General features: G+C 61.9%; 15 protein-coding genes and 1 riboswitch. Of the genes, 9 read left to right on the plus strand and 6 right to left on the minus strand.

The genetic code is table 11. The features are described 5' to 3' along the window. Positions 1-11 precede the first annotated feature (11 nt). Positions 12-1,001: a threonine/serine dehydratase gene (locus tag ABX74_RS08275; RefSeq protein WP_029537872.1), complete on the plus strand. Its 990-nt coding sequence runs from the start codon at positions 12-14 to the stop codon at positions 999-1,001. A 380-nt stretch (positions 1,002-1,381) separates the two neighbouring features. On the opposite strand, the gene ABX74_RS08285 is transcribed toward ABX74_RS08275, so the two are convergent. The 4 genes from ABX74_RS08285 to ABX74_RS08295 form a co-directional block, all read right to left on the minus strand. After that, positions 1,382-1,822 carry a hypothetical protein gene (locus ABX74_RS08285; RefSeq protein WP_020906963.1) on the minus strand — a complete coding sequence of 147 codons (441 nt, stop codon included), beginning with the start codon at positions 1,820-1,822 and terminating at the stop codon, positions 1,382-1,384. Between the two features lie 52 nt (positions 1,823-1,874). Beyond that, positions 1,875-3,869, minus strand: a complete 1,995-nt coding sequence (locus ABX74_RS08290) for an SDR family oxidoreductase (protein WP_047888591.1) — start codon at positions 3,867-3,869, stop codon at positions 1,875-1,877. A 50-nt stretch (positions 3,870-3,919) separates the two neighbouring features. Further along, entirely contained in the window at positions 3,920-4,042 is a 123-nt protein-coding gene (locus ABX74_RS30720) for a hypothetical protein (RefSeq protein WP_019747629.1), read from the minus strand. A 129-nt stretch (positions 4,043-4,171) separates the two neighbouring features. Beyond that, complete coding sequence (locus ABX74_RS08295) at positions 4,172-6,292, minus strand: MMPL family transporter (RefSeq protein WP_020906965.1); 2,121 nt, start codon at positions 6,290-6,292, stop codon at positions 4,172-4,174. Between the two features lie 71 nt (positions 6,293-6,363). Continuing rightward, positions 6,364-6,510, plus strand: a riboswitch (cobalamin riboswitch). Between the two features lie 115 nt (positions 6,511-6,625). Here ABX74_RS08295 and ABX74_RS08300 point away from each other — a divergent pair. The 4 genes from ABX74_RS08300 to ABX74_RS08315 are packed head-to-tail and all read left to right on the plus strand — an operon-like array spanning position 6,626 to position 10,255. Then, complete coding sequence (locus ABX74_RS08300) at positions 6,626-7,621, plus strand: ABC transporter substrate-binding protein (RefSeq protein WP_047888630.1); 996 nt, start codon at positions 6,626-6,628, stop codon at positions 7,619-7,621. Further along, positions 7,618-8,658 carry a FecCD family ABC transporter permease gene (locus ABX74_RS08305; RefSeq protein WP_029254959.1) on the plus strand — a complete coding sequence of 347 codons (1,041 nt, stop codon included), beginning with the start codon at positions 7,618-7,620 and terminating at the stop codon, positions 8,656-8,658. Before ABX74_RS08300 ends, ABX74_RS08305 begins: the two co-directional genes overlap by 4 nt. Beyond that, positions 8,655-9,488, plus strand: coding sequence for an ABC transporter ATP-binding protein (locus ABX74_RS08310; protein ID WP_020969107.1), 834 nt, complete (start codon positions 8,655-8,657; stop codon positions 9,486-9,488). Before ABX74_RS08305 ends, ABX74_RS08310 begins: the two co-directional genes overlap by 4 nt. Beyond that, positions 9,485-10,255 (plus strand): (2Fe-2S)-binding protein, encoded by a 771-nt coding sequence (locus tag ABX74_RS08315; RefSeq protein WP_019747634.1) that lies wholly within the window; start codon positions 9,485-9,487, stop codon positions 10,253-10,255. The genes ABX74_RS08310 and ABX74_RS08315 overlap by 4 nt, the downstream gene beginning before the upstream one ends. Before the next feature lie 37 nt (positions 10,256-10,292). Here ABX74_RS08315 and phoA read toward each other — a convergent pair whose 3' ends face one another. Continuing rightward, on the minus strand, positions 10,293-11,825 hold the full coding sequence (phoA, locus tag ABX74_RS08320) for an alkaline phosphatase (protein WP_047888592.1): 1,533 nt from the start codon (positions 11,823-11,825) through the stop codon (positions 10,293-10,295). Positions 11,826-12,094: 269 nt separating this feature from the next. Between phoA and ABX74_RS08325 the strand changes: the two genes are divergently transcribed. From ABX74_RS08325 to ABX74_RS08340, 4 genes are all read left to right on the plus strand, one after another. Then, positions 12,095-15,382 (plus strand): error-prone DNA polymerase, encoded by a 3,288-nt coding sequence (locus ABX74_RS08325; protein WP_047888631.1) that lies wholly within the window; start codon positions 12,095-12,097, stop codon positions 15,380-15,382. Positions 15,383-15,598: 216 nt separating this feature from the next. After that, positions 15,599-15,946: a hypothetical protein gene (locus tag ABX74_RS08330; RefSeq protein ID WP_007727425.1), complete on the plus strand. Its 348-nt coding sequence runs from the start codon at positions 15,599-15,601 to the stop codon at positions 15,944-15,946. 14 nt (positions 15,947-15,960) lie between these two features. Then, on the plus strand, positions 15,961-16,731 hold the full coding sequence (locus tag ABX74_RS08335) for a glucose 1-dehydrogenase (RefSeq protein ID WP_020906972.1): 771 nt from the start codon (positions 15,961-15,963) through the stop codon (positions 16,729-16,731). A 58-nt stretch (positions 16,732-16,789) separates the two neighbouring features. After that, positions 16,790-17,797, plus strand: coding sequence for a zinc-dependent alcohol dehydrogenase family protein (locus ABX74_RS08340; RefSeq protein ID WP_047888593.1), 1,008 nt, complete (start codon positions 16,790-16,792; stop codon positions 17,795-17,797). On the opposite strand, the gene ABX74_RS08345 is transcribed toward ABX74_RS08340, so the two are convergent. Beyond that, positions 17,784-18,674, minus strand: a complete 891-nt coding sequence (locus ABX74_RS08345) for an alpha/beta hydrolase (RefSeq protein WP_047888594.1) — start codon at positions 18,672-18,674, stop codon at positions 17,784-17,786. The two genes, ABX74_RS08340 and ABX74_RS08345, sit on opposite strands and share 14 nt — an antisense overlap. Positions 18,675-18,687: the final 13 nt, after the last annotated feature.

Here is an 18,687-nt window from a genome sequence, read left to right on the forward strand (position 1 = left end):
GGGTGATCCACATGGCACAGGCACCTGATCTCGCGGCAACAACCGGGCTACAACCACCCACATGGGCGGACATTCAGCGTGCAAGTCAGGTTGTCCGACGCCACCTACCGGTCACGCCCCTGATATCGCACCCGACCTTGGGAGCGGGCTCGTGCAGCCAGTTGTTCGTCAAACATGAGAACGTGCAACCCACAGGTGCGTTCAAGGTCCGCGGTGGACTGAACCTGGTGGCTGGACTCGATGAGCCGACGCGGGCCCGAGGCATCATCGGCTACTCGACGGGAAATCATGCTCAGTCCCTGGCGTATGCCGCAGCGGATGCGGGCGTGCGGTGCGTAATTGTGATGCCGGCTGGGGCGAATCCGGTCAAGGCTCACGCTGTCCGCATGCTTGGGGCCGAGCTCATCGAGCACGGCGCAAACTTCGACGAGGCACGCGCTCACGCAGAGTTCATCAGCGAACGTGACGGACTGCGTCTCGTCAGCGCCGCCAATGAGGCGGCAATCCTCGCCGGTGTTGCCACGGCGTACGTCGAACTCGTCGAGCAGCAGCCAGATCTGGACGCAGTGGTCGTCCCCGTCGGTGGTGGCAGTGGTGCGGCGGCCGCTTGCCTCGTCGCCAGTGCGCTTGCACCGCACCTGGAGGTGTTCGCGGTGCAGTCGGAGGCCGCACGAGCGGCGCACGACTCGTGGACTTCCGGCACCTGTGTCGAGCGCCCGAACGCCACTCGTGTCGAAGGGCTCGCGACCGGGGCCGGATTCGCATTGACTCAACGCGTCATGCGAGAACGGCTAGGTGGTTTCTTGCTCGTCACGGACGATGACATCACCCTCGCGCAGCGGGCTCTCCTTTTCGACGCACACACTTTGAGTGAGGGCGCCGGTGCGGCCGCACTTGCTGCGGTCTACGCACATCCGAACACCTTCGCGGACAAGCGCGTTGCTGTTGTCTGCACGGGCGCCAATGCCTCCGAGAGCGAGATCCGCAGGGTCGTCAGCTAATTGATCTCGCATTCGGAACAATGTGCAGTGTCAGCGAACTGACGGAAAGCCGAAGTACTGTGTGCCAATGACTTCACCCCGAGAAAAGTCACGTACTCTCAATATTTGCGCACTCATGCTGGTCGTCGGTGTTCTTGGATTGATCGTGAGCTTCGGAGTGACCTCACGTTGGGGGTTCCCAGCGTCCGCATCGGAGCTTTGTAGATCAAGTTCGTATGGAATCGGATTACTCGAAGAAACAGGATGGGCCTGGATCCCGTTTCCCATAGCCTATTGCAAGGCAGTGGATTTCGATTCTTCCGCGGTTTACTTCGCCCTCGGATGGGAAAACTCGATCACTGCCGCAGTATCGATCGCACTCATCGCCATGGCTCTGAAACTCACTTGGGGTGCAGGAGTTCAGTGATGCTTATATGCCCGGCCTTGGGTTCGTTCGGAAGGCTGACCGGCACAAGCCCCATGCTTTCCCGACGCTCGTTGACCGAAAAGACGTACTGGGCAAATTCAGGTTTGACGTGCACGTCCGGAAACCGTGCGCGAAGTTCGCCCACGATCCGATAGCCCTCGTCGTACCAGTCGAAAACGTTGATCCCTGGACGCCACCTCGGTCGCATCGCGAAGCCGTCGATCTCGGTCACAAAGAACTTTTGGAAGCGATCAGTCCACGCCAGTATCTTCTCTCCGAGTTCGTCGTCGATCCCCATTTGGCTCGGGAGAACGTATGCCTGCGGGAACCGTTGCGGCGGGACGACAATCAATTCCTTCGACGGCCATAGTGAACTGGGATGGCCATGGTCAGGATAGATTCTGATGACTAGCACTGCAGATCCCTTGCGGTGGCCAACACGCTACGAGGCGAAGTCACACCACCGGTCACCAGTGCGTTCCGGGCACGAGTCGGGCGGCGCGTCGGCCGAGTTTGCGGATGCGCGAGCGTGAATGGCGCTGACGCGACGGTGTTGCCGAAACGTCTGACGGAGTTTCTTTGTCTACCTGCCCCTTTGCCGCCGGGGAGTCAGGGAAGGCCTGGTACATCTGGTTGAGAATCCGGTCCTTGGTGTGCGGTGCGAACAAGGTTCCCAGATCACCCAGAGTGCCCAGTGGCACGTCGATGCGCTTGGGGCGTTCGATCAGCGCGCGGATCACCATTGCCGCAGCCTTTTCCGGGCTGGTGATCGGGCCGTTGTTGTATTCGCCGGTCGGAGCGATCATCGGCGTTTCGACCAGCGGCATGTGGATGGTCGTGAAAGTGATTCCGTCCGCCAGGGTTTCGGAGGCAGCTACGTCGGAGAAGCCGTCGAGGGCGGCCTTGCTCGCCACGTAGGCCGAGAATCTAGGGGTTGCCGCCTGGACTCCCGCGCTGCTGATGTTCACGATGTGACCGAAGCGGCGAGAACGCATGGTGGGCAACAATGCGAGCACCAATCGCACAGCGCCGAAGTAGTTCACGGCCATCGTTCGTTCGTAGTCGTGGAAACGATCCGTGGAATGGTAAATGCCGCGCCGAATGGATCGGCCGGCGTTGTTCACCAACATGTCCACGTGATCATGTTCTGTCAGAATGCTTTTGATCGTATGCTGGACCGACTCGTCGTCGGTGATGTCGCAGGGATAACCGAACGCTTTGCCTCCGGTTGATCGAATCTCCTGCACCGCGGCATCGAGTTCGTCGGTGCGGCGTGCGATCAGGAGAACTGTGGCGCCTTTCTGGGCGGCGGCGATGGCAGAGGCCTTGCCGATTCCGGACGAGCCACCGGTGATCAGGACTATCCGACCGACAAGTGGTCCTTCGGGATGGTTGCGACGTGCGCGATTGGGATCGAGGTTTGCGCGCCAGTACTTCCACAGCACAGTCGAATACGACCCGAACTCGGGGACCGTCAGGCCTGATCCGGCGAGGGCGGCAACGGTTCTCTCGGAGGTGAAGGTCGGCGCCATCGTCATGTTGTCGAGCAACGCTGCAGGCATGCCGATGCGATCGAGGAAGACTTTTCGTGCCGATTCTGCCGAATCCATCGGCAATGGCGAGACAAAGGGTTTGGCGATCACGCCCGGCAGGCTGAGCGCGGGCCGCGGCGCTCCGGCGGCCTTGGCGAGGCCGGCATAGATTTCGCGTACCGGTTGAGGTTTCGGATTGACGAGATGGAATGCTTCGCCGTCACGGCCGGGCACATGCATCAACTCGACGAGGGCAGCGGCCACATAGTCGACCGGCACCACGTTGGTTGCACCGAGGTTGGGGATCGGGACAGGGAGTGCTGCAGGTAGTTTCGCGAGTAGCGCCAGACCTGGGAACAAGTAATACGGTCCGTCGATCTTGTCCATCTCTCCGGTGACGGAGTTGCCGACCACGGCAGACGGCCGATAAACACGCCAGGTGAGGCCTTCTCGTTCTCGAACGAGCTTCTCGGCCTCGAACTTGGTTCGGTGGTACGGCGTCGGAAAGCCTTGGCCGCAATCGAAATCGGTCTCGCTGAACGTGCCCGGATAGTCGCCTGCGACTGCGACCGATGACACGTGATGAAGGGTGGCTCCCAGTTTCGCAGCAAGTTCGACCACGGAGCGTGTGCCCTCGACATTCGTCGAAGCCTGCTCGTCTCCGGCCGTGATGTCGTAGATCGCGCCGAGGTGAAGGACATGGTCGGCCGGCGGGGGAGAGTCGATGCCCAGCTCGGGCTCGGTCAGATCGCCAACGAGCGGATGCACTCGATCGCCGCCGGGAATTGCCGACACCTGTGCTTCGAGTTTTGCGACAGAACCCGCTCTGACCAGCACGTGGATCTGAGCAGTTTCATCATGCTCGAGCAGGACCGGTAGTACAGCTCGTCCGAGGAACCCGGTACCGCCAGTGACGATGTATGTGGCCATGGTCGGTAACTTACTCCAAAGTAAGATCGACGGCTAGGGGGAACCGGACATCAGTGCGTCATGACGCCATCCTCGGTGTCGAAGTCGATGCCCGCAGTGATGATTCCGGAAAACAGGAACGCGACGGCAAGTGCAAGAGCGGGGATTGCAAGGATCCATTCGAAAATTGTCATGCTCCAAGTCTGACGAAATCAGCTTCGGAGAACATCGCCCTGCGGAGCGATTTCCCTGATCGGGCAGTCATCCTCGAGGACGACAGCCCGATCAGGGAAATCCACTAGTGCGTGATCAGTGGCCCGAAATCAGTGGCCGATGCCGACCTTCGCGTGAACTTTTTTCATCCAGGCCGGAGCCCACCAGTTCGCTTCGCCCATCAACTTCACCAGCGAGGGCACGAGCAACATGCGGATGATGGTCGCGTCGACGATCAGCGCGACGATCATGCCGACGCCCAGGAACTTCATCACCGACAACCCGGACATCGCGAATGCCCCCGTCACCACGATCAGGAGTAGGGCGGCGGCCGTCACGATTCGGCCGGTGCGTTCGGTTCCGAACTTGACTGCTTCCTCCGTCGTCGCTCCCGCGTTCTTGGCCTCGACCATCCGGGACATCAGGAAAACCTCGTAGTCCGTGGACAATCCGAACACCACCGCCAGGATGAGCACGACGAACGTCGCCTCCAGCGGAGTTTGACTGACCCCGAGGAGTTCGACGCCGTGACCGTCCTGGAAGACGAAGGTGAGGACACCGAAGGTGGTCGCGAGGCTCAGCGCGGCCATCAGTACCGCCTTGATGGGCAGGACCACCGAACCGAACGCGAGGAACAACAGGATCAAGGTCGATCCGACCATGATGAGGATCATCACCGGCAACCAGTGCAGGACGGCGTTGTTGCCGTCGTCGACCATGGCTTGACCGCCACCGACAAGCAGCACTGTTCCGTCAGGAGCGGAGATCGCACGCAGATCTGTCACTGCGGTGCTCTGTGATTGGGGCGTAGAGCCCTCGCTGTAGAGAGCCTGAACCGCGATGAGTTGATTGGTGCTCGCGACGACGGTCGCCTGACCGATGCCCTCGACCTGACCGGCGGACTCGGCGATCGCTGCACCTTCGGCCGGGGTGAGAGTGTTCCCGTCCTCGGCCTGAAGGATCATCGTCGCGCCGTTGCCGGTCTGCGGGAAGTCGTTGACCAACGTGTCCATTGCGACGCGAGCGGGGTCGTTGTCCGGGAGTGCGGTGTACGAGAGTTCTCCCAAACGGGCACCGAGCAGCGGCGAGGCCATCACGAGCAGCACGGCCACGATCGTCACCGAGACCGCGACCGGACGCTTCATCACCCACGTGACGACGCGGCCCCAGAACTTGCGCGAGCGTTCCTCGCCGCGTTGCGCCGCATCCTTGCGCCACGTCAGGGCGTTGATGCGATGCCCCAGAATGGCAAGCAGCGCAGGCACAGCGGTCAGCGACAGAACCGCCGCGCTCAGTACTGCTGCGATCGCACCGAAACCCAAAGACCGGATGACGGCCTGCGGGAAAACGAGCATGCCGCTGAACGCGCAGATCAGCAGCAGACCCGAGAACATGACGGTGCGACCCGCGGTCAGAACTGTCCGCTGCGCAGCCGCTCCCGGGTCCGAGCCCGAATTCAGTTCTTCACGGAACCGACCGACCACGAACAGTCCGTAGTCGATTGCAAGTCCCAACCCGAGAAGAGAAGCGACGTTGATCGAGAACGAGGACACATCGGTGATCAACGTGAGGATTCGCAGAACCGCCAAGGCGCTCAAGACACTGAGTACACCCACGAATACCGGAACCGCCGCAGCGACGATGCCGCCGAAGATGAAGACCAGCAGCACCAGAGTGATCGGAATGGCGATGGCTTCGGCGACCACCAGGTCTTTCTCCAGCTTGGTGTTGAACGCGACGCCGACAACGGTATTACCCGCGAATTGTGCCTCGGCACCTTCAACTTCGAGCTTCGGCAAGAGATCGGCGAAAGTAGCAGGTGTGACGCCCGAGTCCGGTGCCAACGTGATCGCAACGGCCGCCATGGATCCGTCGTTCGAGAGCAGACTGGCCTTGGCCGCGGCGTCCGTTCCCCAATACGACTTCACCGACGCGGTCGGCACTTCCGTTTTGAACTGGTCGACGGCGGCCGTTACTGCCGGCCCGATGTCGTCGAGGGTCTTGCCGTCGGTGGGTGAGTAGATCGCGATGATGTCCGGGGTCTGCGGCCCGAGATTGTCTTCGATGATGTCCGCAACCTTCGCGGAGTCGCTGCCCGGATCGATGAAGCCGCCCTGGCTGAGCTTGCCGAACACTCCGAGTCCCCACACCCCACTGATGAGAACTATCAGAACCGCGAGGCTCAGTACCCACCATTTCCGGGCGACGACGGTTTGGGCCCAGCGTGTCATGTATCAACTCCGGTGTGTGGGGGCGTCTGGCCAGATCGACTGTAGTGGGCGTTTGGTCTTGAATCGGAAACGTCATGCATACTGCTCGAAGCACTTGCAAGCCACGCGTGTGGGGGAAGCCGGTCCGAATCCGGCGCTGACCCGCAACGGTAGGTCGATTCTCGGTAGTCACCGAGCGTCGGCAAGCCCGATTACCCACCGCGCGGTGTGCGACATCCATTCGTCGTGGTCTACGAAAAGGAAGTCCAGCAGGAGCTCTGGCCGAGTATCAGTGTGCGGGCGGAGTTGTCTGTCGGATTCTCATTCGTGGCTCAGAGCCCTTACGAGGTCCCCGTGTCACTTCAGTTCTCCCCGTCCCGCGCCGCCGCTGTTCTCATCGCGGTCGCCTTGGTTTCGGCAGGTTGTTCCAAAGGCCAGGAATCAGAGTCCGCGTCTGCTGCGGAATCCTTCGCACAGCCTGTGTCCGTGACCAACTGCGATCGAGAGATGACCTTCGACTCGCCGCCGCAGCGCATCGTGTCTTTGAACGGGCATGTCACCGAGGCGCTCATCGAAATCGGTGCGGGTGACCGGATCGTCGGTCGGGCGTACAGCGACAATCCGCCAACTGCGGAGACCGCCGATGTATTCAACAAGATTCCCAGCCTCTCCGATACGTTCCCCAGCATGGAGCAGGTTCTCGACGTCGATCCGGACTTCGTGGTCGGAGGAATGACCAGTGCCTTCAACGAGAAGCAGGGCCGTTCCCGAGACGCTTTCGGCGAGCGCGGAATCAACACCTTCCTCTTCTCGGAATACTGTGGCACCGGTTTCCCCGACATCGGATTGCTCGAGAACGACTACACGCAACTCGGTCGAGTCCTGGGCGTTGAAGATTCCGCCCGCGAGGTCGCAGAGGAGATCAGCGATGGTCTCGATTCCGTCCGCGCTTCGGTCGGGGACGCGGCGCCGGTACCGACCTTCTTCTACGACAGTGGTGACCAGGTTCCGACGACTATCGGCGGAGTCGGCGTCGGTCAATTGGTCGCGGAATACTCCGGTGTCTCGAACATCTTCGCCGAAGGGACAAAGCCCTACATCGACGCATCGTGGGAAGCTGTTGCCGAGCGTGCACCCCAGGCGATCGTGGTCATCGACTACGGCGACAAGACGGCCGAGCAGAAGATCGACTTCCTCCGTGCCCAGCCGTTGATGGCGACCACCCCTGCTGTGCAGCAGAACCGGTTCGTCGTGGTTCCTCTCGCGGACCTGTTCGAGAGTTCACGGTTGGTGCGTTCGGCACAGACCATCGCGACGGCCTTCCATCGGGGCGCTGACGCGGCGAAGTGACCCGCACGCGTTACGGGTACGGCGCCCTACTTGTCGGCTTGGCGGTCGCCTTGGCGATCGTCCTGGGGTTGGCCGTCTCCTTGGGATCGGTTCGCATTCCCGTCGGTGACGTCTGGGCGATAGTCGGAGCCCGTTTGGCGCCAGGGACTTTCGAAACGTGGTGGACCGCGGCGCGGGAGTCGATCGTGATCGACTCCCGCCTGCCACGTGCACTCACGGCTGCGGTCGTGGGTGCTTCCTTGGCGATGTCGGGTGCTGTTGCTCAGGCTGTCACACGGAATCCTCTTGCCGACCCGTATCTGCTCGGAGTTTCGTCGGGTGCGGGATTCATGGTGGTGCTCGTGTCGGTGCTGGGTTTCGGCGCCGGCCTCCTCGGGGTTTTCACGATTCCGGTCGCAGCATTCGTCGGGGCGATGATCCCGTTGTTTCTCGCACTGCTGATCGGCGGCCGGTATCCGCAGCCGACCGCGATCATTTTGGTGGGTGTAGCGCTCGCCCAGATATTCTCGGCGCTCATCACCTTTTGCATCCTGGTGTTGGCCGATGATCGGCACGTGACGTCGGTGATGCACTGGATTGCCGGCGGATTCGGTGATGCGCGATGGTCGACGCTGATCTTCCCGACGATCGCACTGGTCGTCGTCGGCACGGCCCTTCTGTTCAGTTCGCGGTGGATGGACGTCTTGCAGACCGGTGACGACGGGGCTGCAGCACTCGGTATGAACGTCCGACGGTTCCGAGTGTTGTCCTTGCTTGCGGTCTCCGTACTGGCGGGCGCGGCAGTCAGCGTTGCCGGTGGAATCGGATTCATCGGCCTCCTGATCCCACATCTGGCCGGTTTCATCGTCGGCACCAGAGCAATTCGACTGCTCCCTGCTGCAGCCCTTCTGGGCGCCGTCGCGATGGTTGCCGCGGATACCGCTGCGCGCTCGGTGGCACAATCCACCGAAGTTCCGGTCGGAGTGATCACCGCCCTCGTGGGTGCACCGATCTTCGTCTGGATGCTCTACCGGCAGTATCGGAGGCTCGAACAGTGACGCAGACCAGAACAGTGACACAGGCCAGAACAGAGACACTCCCGAAGGACGCCGAAGCTGCGCCTCTGCTCGAACTCGTCGAGACCCGGGCGCGGCTTGGCAACCGCGAAGTCCTGCGCGGCATCACTTTCGCGGTGACGTCCGGTGAAATATTGGGCTTGGTCGGACCGAACGGCAGTGGCAAGACGACGGCGCTGCGCTGCTGCTACAACGCTTTGACTCCGACAGGTGGCGCAGTTCTGATCGATCAAGCCGACTCGACGACGCTCTCGCGTAAGGACATCGCCAAAACCATCTCGGCGAGCGTCCAGGAACCTACTGTCTCGGCAGGACTTTCGGTTCGTGAATCGATCGCGCTCGGACGAACTCCGCACCGTAGCTGGTTGGACCGAAGCACTGAGCGAGATACCGCCATCGTGGACCGGTGCATCGAGCAGGTTGGTTTGGTCGAGCTTGCCGGACGCGACGTGTCCACCCTGTCGGGTGGTGAGCGGCAACGTGTCTCGATAGCGCGCGCATTGGCTCAGGAGCCCAAGGTTCTGTTGTTGGACGAGCCGACCAATCATCTCGATCTTCGTCACCAGTTGATCGTGATGGAATTGCTCGCCGAACTTGCGTCGGCGGGGCTCGCGGTTGTGGTCACGATGCACGATCTACGGTTGGCAGTCGAGTACTGCGACAACCTTGCCGTGCTCACCGAAGGTGAACTCCGCGCGTGTGGGTCTACGGTCGAGGTGTTGGACGAGCCGTTGTTGGCCGAGGTTTTCGGCATCAAGGCGCGAGTCGAACGCGGAGTACGTCCGCGGATGGAGATATTGGGGCTGGCATGACGGAATCGGTAGCCGGGATCTACGCCCGTATGGCATTAGCTGTGCCGTTCTTCGACAACCTGAGCGCGTATCCGGATACGGTGCCCGCGGTGTTGATGACCGACCCCCAGTGGTTGGCAGCACGTGTCGCCGATACGGCCGAGCGATGGGGGAGTGCGGACAGCCGAGTGAACGGCACATTGTGGTGGTACTCGGCCAGTTCCACGCTGACTGGCATTCCGATCGGAACCGGGATGGTCACCGGGTTCGCGGCCGATCCATCGTTGAACGGTGGGCGGATCTTCTTGCGTGACAACGGCTATCTGGGCGGGTTTGCTGCCGGGTCGGTCATTCCGATCTCGCGGAGTGTGGCGGAGTTGGGCCACGCGATGCTCCGCTCACTCAGTCCCGTGATCGAGGTACTCGCCGAGGTGTCCGGCGTTCGGCAGCAGGCGCTGTGGGCGATCGCGACGGACTCCATCGCCAATCGCAGCCTCGACGCCGCCGGTAGCGCGAGGGAGCGCGGAAGTGCATTTGCTGCTGGTCTGATCGATGTTCTCCGCGGTGAGAACCCGGGCATTCCCGTCCCGCGTTTCGTCGATGTCGACCGCAATGAAAGTGTTGTGCGCGTTTCTAATCCGTTGACACCGGTGGCATCCGGGCGACGCAGATTCACGCAGCGGGCATCGTGCTGCCTGATTTACGAGGTACCCGGTGAAGGTAAGTGCACCAGTTGCCCGAAGCGCGCACCCGAAGATCGGGTGCGCGCCTTGGCTGCTCTGGTGTGACTGGACCCAGGCTTTTACCGGGTCGGGTGTTTTCAGGTCAGTGAGCTGCGACCTTGGAACGGTCGAGTCCCAGCGCGTCGGTCATCGTGAAGAACAGATCGGTCTGGTCCGTGAGGCCGCTGACATTGGCCGCGTGCGGGCCGAAAGCTGCTACACGCAACTGAGTTCCGGTATGCCCTTCGGATTCGACGGCCGGATCTTCGGACGTTCCGTAGCTGATCGTCATCTCCGAGCCGTCCTTCGTGGTCAGCTTGCGGGTCAGACCGGGGTAGACGATTTCCTGGGCGCGCTCGACCGGGATGTTCTGGTCCTTGGCGATGGTGGCGATGTCGTCTGCGCTGACGTTGGTGACGATCTGGCTGGTGTGAGCGTGGTCGGCGGTGACGATGACCAGGGTTTCTCCGTCGGTCTTCGCAAATTCGAGTGCCTTTTGCACAGCTTCGTCGAGGTCGACGGTTTCACCGATCTGACCGCACGCGTTGGCTGCGTGATCTTGCTTGTCGATCGAGGCACCTTCGACCTGGAGGAAGAATCCGTTGTCGTTGACCTTCAGTAGATCGATCGCCTTCTGCGTCATGTCCGCGAGCTTCGGTACGTCGGAGGTTCGCTTGGGGTTGTCGACGCAGGTTTCGGCGGGCTGCAGGTAACCGTCGCGGGTGGCGACAGAGCCTTCCCAGCGGACGGGCATGTTGCCGTCGGCGAACAGCCCGAGCACGGGTGCGTCCTGATCGGCCTTGCCGACCTCGTTCATCTCGGCGGCATTCTTCACCAGCTGGTAGCCACGAGCGGCAGCTTGCTCGTTGAGGGTCTTGCCCTGCCAGTCACCGGCTTTCGCGGTTTCAGCGAAGGACTTGGCGCCGCCGGCAAAGGTGACGTCGGCGCGGGTGGCGAGGAGCTGTTCGCTGATCGACCCCTTGCCGCCGTTCTCGATGGCGTTCTCCGGGCAGGACTTGGACGTCGCCTCGGGTCCGTAGCACTTGCGGCCGCTGACGTGCGCGACCTGCACTGCGGGGGTGGCATCCTGCACCTCGGCGGTGGAGACGTTGCCGGTGGCCTTGCCGTTCGCCTTGGCGATCTCGAGGACGGTCGACTGGGCCTGCCCCTTGATGTCGACGGAAATCGCGCCGTTGTAGGTCTTGGTGCCGGTGGACCATGCCGATCCACTGGCAGCGGAGTCGGTGACGTAGTCGGGCTTGCCGTCCTTGGTCAGTGCGTAGTGCGTGTACTGGCCGGTGATCGGCAGGGCGTCGAGGCCGGCGAAGCTGCCAGCAGCACCCTCGGCGTAGTTGCGCGCGGCGGTGATCTCCGAGTCGCCCATGCCGTCCCCGATCAGGAGGATGACGTTCTTCGCGCCGGAAGCGTTGACGGCGTCACGCACCGCGGCCGACTGATCACCGTCGATGCGGCGAGCACCACCGTTCGAGGACAGTTCGCCGGTCGCGGCGCGATCGACGGTCGTGCCGTTGGAGCCTGTTGCCTCGTCGGCACTGCTGCTGCAGCCGGCGGCGGCCAGAACGGCGACGGCGCCGGCGACGGCCGTCAACCTACGTGTGTTGCGCGAGAACGACATACGAGTAGTACTCCTGGAAACAGTATGGATGGAGATTATGAACGCCGCTAATGATCTGGGGCCAAAGTGAACGGAGTGCAGACATGCGTACATCTGAATGTGACTAGACGGTGAGGGTTGAGATTCGCTCTGTTGACTGCGGGTGAGTGACCTGTCAGACTGAATCTGCATCGAACATCAGTTCGATGCATGTGGTGCGTCTTCCCTTTCGGCATCCTCGAGCAGTCGGTCGTCCCGTGACGGCCGGCTCGATCAGGTGCGAGGTCAGTGTGGGTTGGGGAAATGGGCCGCCGACGTGGTTCGAGATGGAACGGGTGCTGTCCGGACGGCCAGGCCGCGTGGAACACGAGGATTTGTTCCCGGGCGACGGAAGTGACAGTCCCGCCTGGTCACGAAAGCGCGGCGAGTATCACGCAGGCGAACTCACTCGTGGCACCGGCGTGGTTCCTTACGCAGAACTGCACGCTCACTCGGCCTTCAGCTTCCTCGACGGCGCATCACCGCCGGAAGAGCTGGTCGAGGAAGCTGTGCGTCTCGGGCTCGAGGCGATTGCCGTCACCGATCACGACGGGTTCTACGGCGTGGTGAGGTTTGCGGAGGCTGCGCGTGAATGGGGAATGCGGACCGTGTTCGGGGCCGAGTTGTCGCTCGATTCGGTACCCAGAACTGGGACGGCAGATCCCGGTGGAACGCATCTTCTGGTACTTGCCCGTGGGCAGGAAGGATATCGCCGTCTTTCGCGGGAGATAGCCGCCGCACATCTGGCGGGCGGTGAGAAGGGCAAACTGCAGTACAACTACGACGCGCTGACCGAAGCCGCCGGTGGGCACTGGCAGATCCTGACCGGGTGCCGCAAAGGTCATGTGCGGCAAGCCTTGACGTCGGGTGGTCGCGAAGCCGCGGCGGAGGCCTTGCAGGATCTGGTCGAGCGTTTCGGGGCGGAGCGAGTGTCGGTGGAGCTCACTCATCATGGGTTGGCGGAGGACGACGAGCGCAATGCCGTTCTGGCAGAACTGGCGAGAGAACGTGGACTACGTACGGTGGCGACCACCGCCGCACACTTCGCCGCTCCTCCGCGTCGACGCCTCGCCATGGCAATGGCAGCTGTGCGGGCGCGTCAAAGCTTGGATGAGGCAGCTGGATGGTTGGCTCCGACCGGCGGAGCACACCTGCGGTCCGGCGCGGAGATGGCGACGCTGTTCTCGCTCTATCCCGAGGCTGTCAGTGGTGCCGCCGATCTTGGTCGTGAGTGCGCTTTCGATCTCAAGCTCATCGCGCCCAAATTGCCACCGTTCGACGTTCCTGCCGGGCATACCGAGGCGTCGTGGTTGCGTGAGCTGACCATGGTCGGGGCGCTGGAACGCTACGGACCCCCGGAAGGTGCACCGAAGGCATACAAACAGCTCGAACATGAACTTGCCATCATCGAGGGATTGAACTTTCCCGGATACTTCCTGGTCGTGCATGACATCGTGTCGTTCTGCAAGAACAACGACATCCTCTGTCAGGGAAGGGGTTCCGCTGCGAACTCTGCGGTGTGTTACGCGATCGGCATCACCAACGTCGATCCGGTTCGCAACAAATTGCTGTTCGAGCGGTTTCTTGCGCCCGAGCGCGACGGCCCACCGGATATCGACGTGGACATCGAGTCGGATCGCCGGGAAGAGGCGATCCAGCACGTGTACGCGAAATACGGGCGTACGTATGCCGCGCAGGTAGCCAATGTCATCACCTATCGAGGAAAGTCGTCGGTGCGGGACATGGCCCGCGCGCTTGGCTTTTCGCAGGGCCAGCAAGATGCGTGGAGTAAGCAGGTCGGCCGGTGGGGTGGTATCGACAAGAATGCGGATACCGATATTCCGCGTCCGGTACTCGAACTGGCGGCGCAGATCGAAGGCTATCCACGGCACCTCGGTATCCACTCCGGCGGAATGGTCATCTGTGATCGTCCCATCGCCGACGTTTGCCCGGTGGAGTGGGCGCGGATGGCCAATCGCAGTGTCCTGCAGTGGGACAAGGACGATTGTGCTGCCGCTGGGTTGGTCAAGTTCGATCTACTCGGGCTCGGCATGCTCTCGGCTTTGCATTACATGATGGATCTGGTGGCCGAACACAAAGGCATCACAGTCGATTTGGCGCAACTCGATCTGTCGGAAACAGCGGTGTACGAGATGTTGCAGCGGGCAGATTCGGTAGGGGTGTTCCAAGTGGAATCACGTGCGCAGATGGCGACACTGCCGCGTCTGAAGCCTCGAAATTTCTACGACCTGGTGGTCGAAGTCGCGCTCATCCGTCCCGGGCCGATTCAAGGCGGATCAGTCCATCCGTACATCCGCCGGCGCAACAAACTCGAACCTGTGTCCTATGACCATCCGTCGCTCGAGAAGGCACTCGAACGCACATTGGGGGTTCCGTTGTTTCAGGAACAGTTGATGCAGATGGCCGTCGACGTTGCGGGTTTCACGCCGTCCGAGGCCGATCAATTGCGTCGGGCAATGGGATCGAAACGTTCCACCGAGAAGATGGAGCAACTGCGAGCGAGGCTGTACCAGGGCATGCGAGACCTACATGGCATCGGCGACGAGGTTGCCGACCGAATCTACGAAAAGCTGTACGCATTCGCTAATTTCGGTTTTCCGGAAAGTCATTCACAGAGTTTTGCCGCACTGGTCTTCTACTCCTCGTGGTTCAAGCTTCATCACCCCGCCGCGTTCTGTGCCGGACTTCTGCGAGCGCAGCCGATGGGTTTCTACTCACCACAGTCCCTGGTCGCCGATGCGCGCCGGCACGGAGTGCAGGTACACGGTGCAGACATCAATGTCAGCCTCGCGCATGCCACCGTCGAGGCAGGTGGATTCGAGGTTCGGCTGGGACTGGGGGAAGTGCGCAACATCGGCGATGCGCTCGCCGAGAAAATTGTCGAACAGCGCGACCTCGGTGGACCGTTCACGTCGTTTCTCGATCTGACCGGTCGGGTGGAACTGACTACCGCGCAAGCTGAATCGTTGGCGACTGCCGGCGCGCTTGCCAGCTTCGGCATCTCGCGTAGAGAAGCGCTGTGGGCCGCGGGCGCTGCGGCAGGGGAGCGTCCGGACCGCTTGCCCGGTATCGGTGCGTCGGTCACAGCTCCCACCCTTCCCGGCATGAGCGACGTCGAATTGGCGGCAGCGGATGTCTGGGCGACAGGAGTATCTCCCGACACGTATCCGACACAGTTTCTTCGCCCACAGCTCGACGCGCTCGGCGTGGTGCCGGCTTCGAGGCTGCTCGACATCCCGGACGGCGACCGTGTGCTGGTAGGGGGAGCGGTCACACACCGGCAGCGTCCGGCCACAGCTGCGGGCGTCACGTTCATCAACCTCGAAGACGAAACCGGCATGGTCAATGTCGTGTGTTCGGTGGGGTTGTGGGCAAAGTACCGAAAACTGGCAAATACGGCGCCGGCGTTGCTTATTCGAGGAAAGGTGCAAAATGCGGAAGGCGCTGTCACTGTCGTGGCAGACCGGATGCAGCTGATGGATCTGCGAGTCACAGCCAAGTCGCGAGACTTTCGCTAATGCCCGATTCTGCTCGGAGTTTTGTGCCGAGAGGACAAATGTGGAGCTCAACTCTGACCTCCGGGCATATGGCGCGGGTCACAATCCCTACCTAGGGTTGTCGCTTGAGCGGCCATCGAATCGCCTGGCACGGCCACGACCAGTGGCCTCGCTGGTGAATATTGTCGCCTTCCAAACATGCTGAATCCAAAGCACTTCGAGTTGAAGAGGAACTCCATGAGCACAGCGATTCTCGTCGCACACGTACACCCTGCCGATCCGTCTTCGGAGGACGCGTTCAACCGCTGGTACGACGACGTGCATATTCCGCAGGTCGTCGAACGAGTGCCTGGAGTTGTCTCCGCCTCCCGATTCTTCCTGGCGGATGTGCAGTTGCTGCCCGAGGATGCATTGCCCGCGCGCCGCTACCTGAGCATCTATCAACTCGACACGGAAGATCTCGCGGGCACGGCGCAGGCGTTGGGAAGTGCTTTGGGCGACGGGACTCTCGACATGTCCGAGGCCATCGCGACTACCGGCGACACCGGACCCGAATTGCTTTTCTACGTCCCGACCGAGAACTGAAGGGGAACGCTGACATGTCCGATCTTCTCGCGAACAAAGTTGCAATTGTCACCGGCGCAGGTGCCGGAATCGGCGCCGCCATTGCCCGGGCATTCGGGGCGGAGGGCGCGAGCGTCGTAGTCTCCGACATCAACGGTGACGCAGCACAGGCAGTGGCGGACTCGATCGACGGAGCTATCGCTGTCACCACTGATGTCACCGACGAACAGCAGGTCAAGGATCTCGTCGCCAGGGCGGTCGAAGAGTTCGGCGGACTGAACGTCGTAGTACCCAACGCCGGCATCGCCACCACGACTCCGCTGATCGAGACCTCGTTCGAGGACTGGCGGAAAGTCATGTCGGTCAACCTCGATGGAGTGTTCTTGACCGTCCGTCATTCGCTACCCGCGCTCGTCGCATCCGGAGGCGGTTCGATCGTGAACATCTCGTCGATCTCGTCGACCACCGGGTCGCCCTTGATCGGTAGCTATGCCGCCGCCAAAGCAGCAGTTCGCAATCTCACCGAAACCCTGTCAGCCGAACTTCGCTTCCACGGAATCCGAGCCAATGCCCTGCTACCCGGATTCATCGACACAGACCTGGTCAAGAGTCACCAACAGGATTTCGAGAACGCACTCGGCCTCGAGTCCGGCGGCTTCGACGACCTGATGGTCACGAAGCAAACCCGCTACGGCCGGACCGAGGAAGTCGCCGCCGCCGCAGTGTTCTTTGCGAGCGACCAGTCGTCGTGGTGCAACGGCAGCAGCCTGGTTCTCGACGGAGGGTTCACCGCTTCTCTCCTCTGAGCAGCGGAACCCTTTCCGAACGTCACCCGAAATCGTCAATCGTGCGAGGATCCACACCATGACCAACCGCGCTGTATACGTACTTCCGCCTGGAGGGTTGAACAACCTCGAATCGAGGACGATCGAGACGCCAGGGCCAGGTGCGGGTGAGGTGAAGATCGCGATCCGCGCGAATTCGCTCAACCACCACGACTACCTCGTGGCGACCGGCGAGATACCGACCGACGGCCCTCGCATTCTCTTGTCCGACGCAGCGGGCGAGGTAGTTGCCGTCGGCGACGGCGTCACACAGTTCGGGGTCGGGGACCGTGTGATGAGCACCTATCTGCCGCATTGGCGCAGCGGTGCACCGGATTTCGACGGATTCGGAAATTCACCCGGTGACGGCGTCGACGGGTTCGCCCGTGACACCGTCACCGTGCCGGTATCGGCAGTGACGTCGATGCCGCGAAACTACACGTACGAAGAAGCCGCTACCTTGCCCACTGCGGGCTTGTCCGCGTGGCGTGCATTGTTTGCCGGCGTCCCGATCATCCCAGGTTCGTCGGTGTTGATTCCCGGGACCAGCACGGTAGCGCTGTTTGCCGTCCAGCTTGCCAAAGCTGCTGGAGCTCAGGTGATCGCAACCTCGTCGGCTCCCGACAAGATGGCTCGATTGACCGAGCTAGGTGCCGATCACGTGGTCAACTACCGTGAGCGCCCGGACTGGGGATCGGAAGCGATGCGGCTCAGCGGCGGGATCGACCTTGTGCTCGACGTGGGCGGGCCGTCCACCCTCGGTCAATCTCTGGCGGCAGTCCGACCAGGCGGCCGGATCTGCGCGCTGGGCATCATGAACGGCCCGTCGTCGTCGATCGACCTGACTTCGCTACTGACCAAACAGGTCACCATCGAAGGTGTTCTGGTGGGCAGTCGTGCACATCAGGAGGAGATGGTTGCAGGGCTGGAGAGCCTCGCGCTTCGTCCCGTCATCGATTCGTCGTACCGTCTGGACAATCTTGCCGAGGCGTTCGAGCAGCAGAAATCCGGGCAGGCCTACGGCAAGATCGTCATCACAAACCCTTGATCGCTTGCCGGTCCCAGTGGGGATCGGTGAGGATTTCCGCCGAGTCGCCGACAAACGCACGTCCGGCAGTCTGGTCGCCGCTGAGGGCGAACCTCAGCCACGCGGTCAGGTAACCCCGGAATCCTTCGCCGTCGCCGGCCCAATTGTGGCCGACGCCAAGTAGTCTGCCCCGGACCGCCGGTGCTGCGGTTTTGTCGAAGTACTCAGCTTGTGGATCGGCGGTGGAGACCGGATCGTCGGCGCCGGTCATGAAGAACGTCGGCCCGGTCAACTTCGCCACGTCGACGACATCGACAGGTCGCGAAGCCCACCACGGGTCCGGCAGGTCGAGCACCGCAGTGGCGGTGATCAGATTCGCCGACTGAGTTGCAGCGTTGATCGCGCCGCCTGCCCCCTGGGAGTGCCCGACCGAGGCGATGTTGTCGGTATCGATCCTCTGGTGAAAAATGCTCTCAGCGTTGGTGTTCTGATCGACGAGGTACTGAGCGGCACCCAAGATTTCAGTACCGTCGCCGGTCACACTGCTGTCGGCCACCACAACAACAAAACCCCACGACGCAAAGTGTCGGAGGAGGGCCTCGTACTCTTCGAACGTCGCGTAGCTGCCGTTGCCGAACGTGATGACGGGATGCCGCTTGCCATCAGCGGACAAGTCGGCTGGGTAGAACAATTGGTATCCGGGAACCGAATCGGCAGCCACCTCGTGCGCACCCTGGGCTGCGTACAGATCGCTGATCGACTCCGATGCGATGGATTCGGTAGTCGCGGCTTCGGGAGCGGCCGGAACCCCCGCACTGGCGTGTGTGACGGCACCCGATAGTGCCAGAACAAAAGATGCGGTCACGACGGCGATCGAATGTGTGGTCCGAGAAGGCATGGGTACAAGTATG

The sequence above is a fragment of the Rhodococcus sp. ARP2 genome, from assembly GCF_001029585.1.
Taxonomy (GTDB): domain Bacteria; phylum Actinomycetota; class Actinomycetes; order Mycobacteriales; family Mycobacteriaceae; genus Rhodococcus_F; species Rhodococcus_F erythropolis.

Coding starts and splice junctions, on each gene's coding strand:
- ABX74_RS08275 (WP_029537872.1), top strand. CDS start 12: ATGGCACAGGCACCTGATCTCGCGGCAACAACCGGGCTACAACCACCC.
- ABX74_RS08290 (WP_047888591.1), bottom strand. CDS start 3,869: ATGGCCACATACATCGTCACTGGCGGTACCGGGTTCCTCGGACGAGCT.
- ABX74_RS30720 (WP_019747629.1), bottom strand. CDS start 4,042: ATGACAATTTTCGAATGGATCCTTGCAATCCCCGCTCTTGCACTTGCC.
- ABX74_RS08295 (WP_020906965.1), bottom strand. CDS start 6,292: ATGACACGCTGGGCCCAAACCGTCGTCGCCCGGAAATGGTGGGTACTG.
- ABX74_RS08315 (WP_019747634.1), top strand. CDS start 9,485: ATGACGGAATCGGTAGCCGGGATCTACGCCCGTATGGCATTAGCTGTG.
- phoA (WP_047888592.1), bottom strand. CDS start 11,825: ATGTCGTTCTCGCGCAACACACGTAGGTTGACGGCCGTCGCCGGCGCC.
- ABX74_RS08330 (WP_007727425.1), top strand. CDS start 15,599: ATGAGCACAGCGATTCTCGTCGCACACGTACACCCTGCCGATCCGTCT.
- ABX74_RS08335 (WP_020906972.1), top strand. CDS start 15,961: ATGTCCGATCTTCTCGCGAACAAAGTTGCAATTGTCACCGGCGCAGGT.
- ABX74_RS08340 (WP_047888593.1), top strand. CDS start 16,790: ATGACCAACCGCGCTGTATACGTACTTCCGCCTGGAGGGTTGAACAAC.
- ABX74_RS08345 (WP_047888594.1), bottom strand. CDS start 18,674: ATGCCTTCTCGGACCACACATTCGATCGCCGTCGTGACCGCATCTTTT.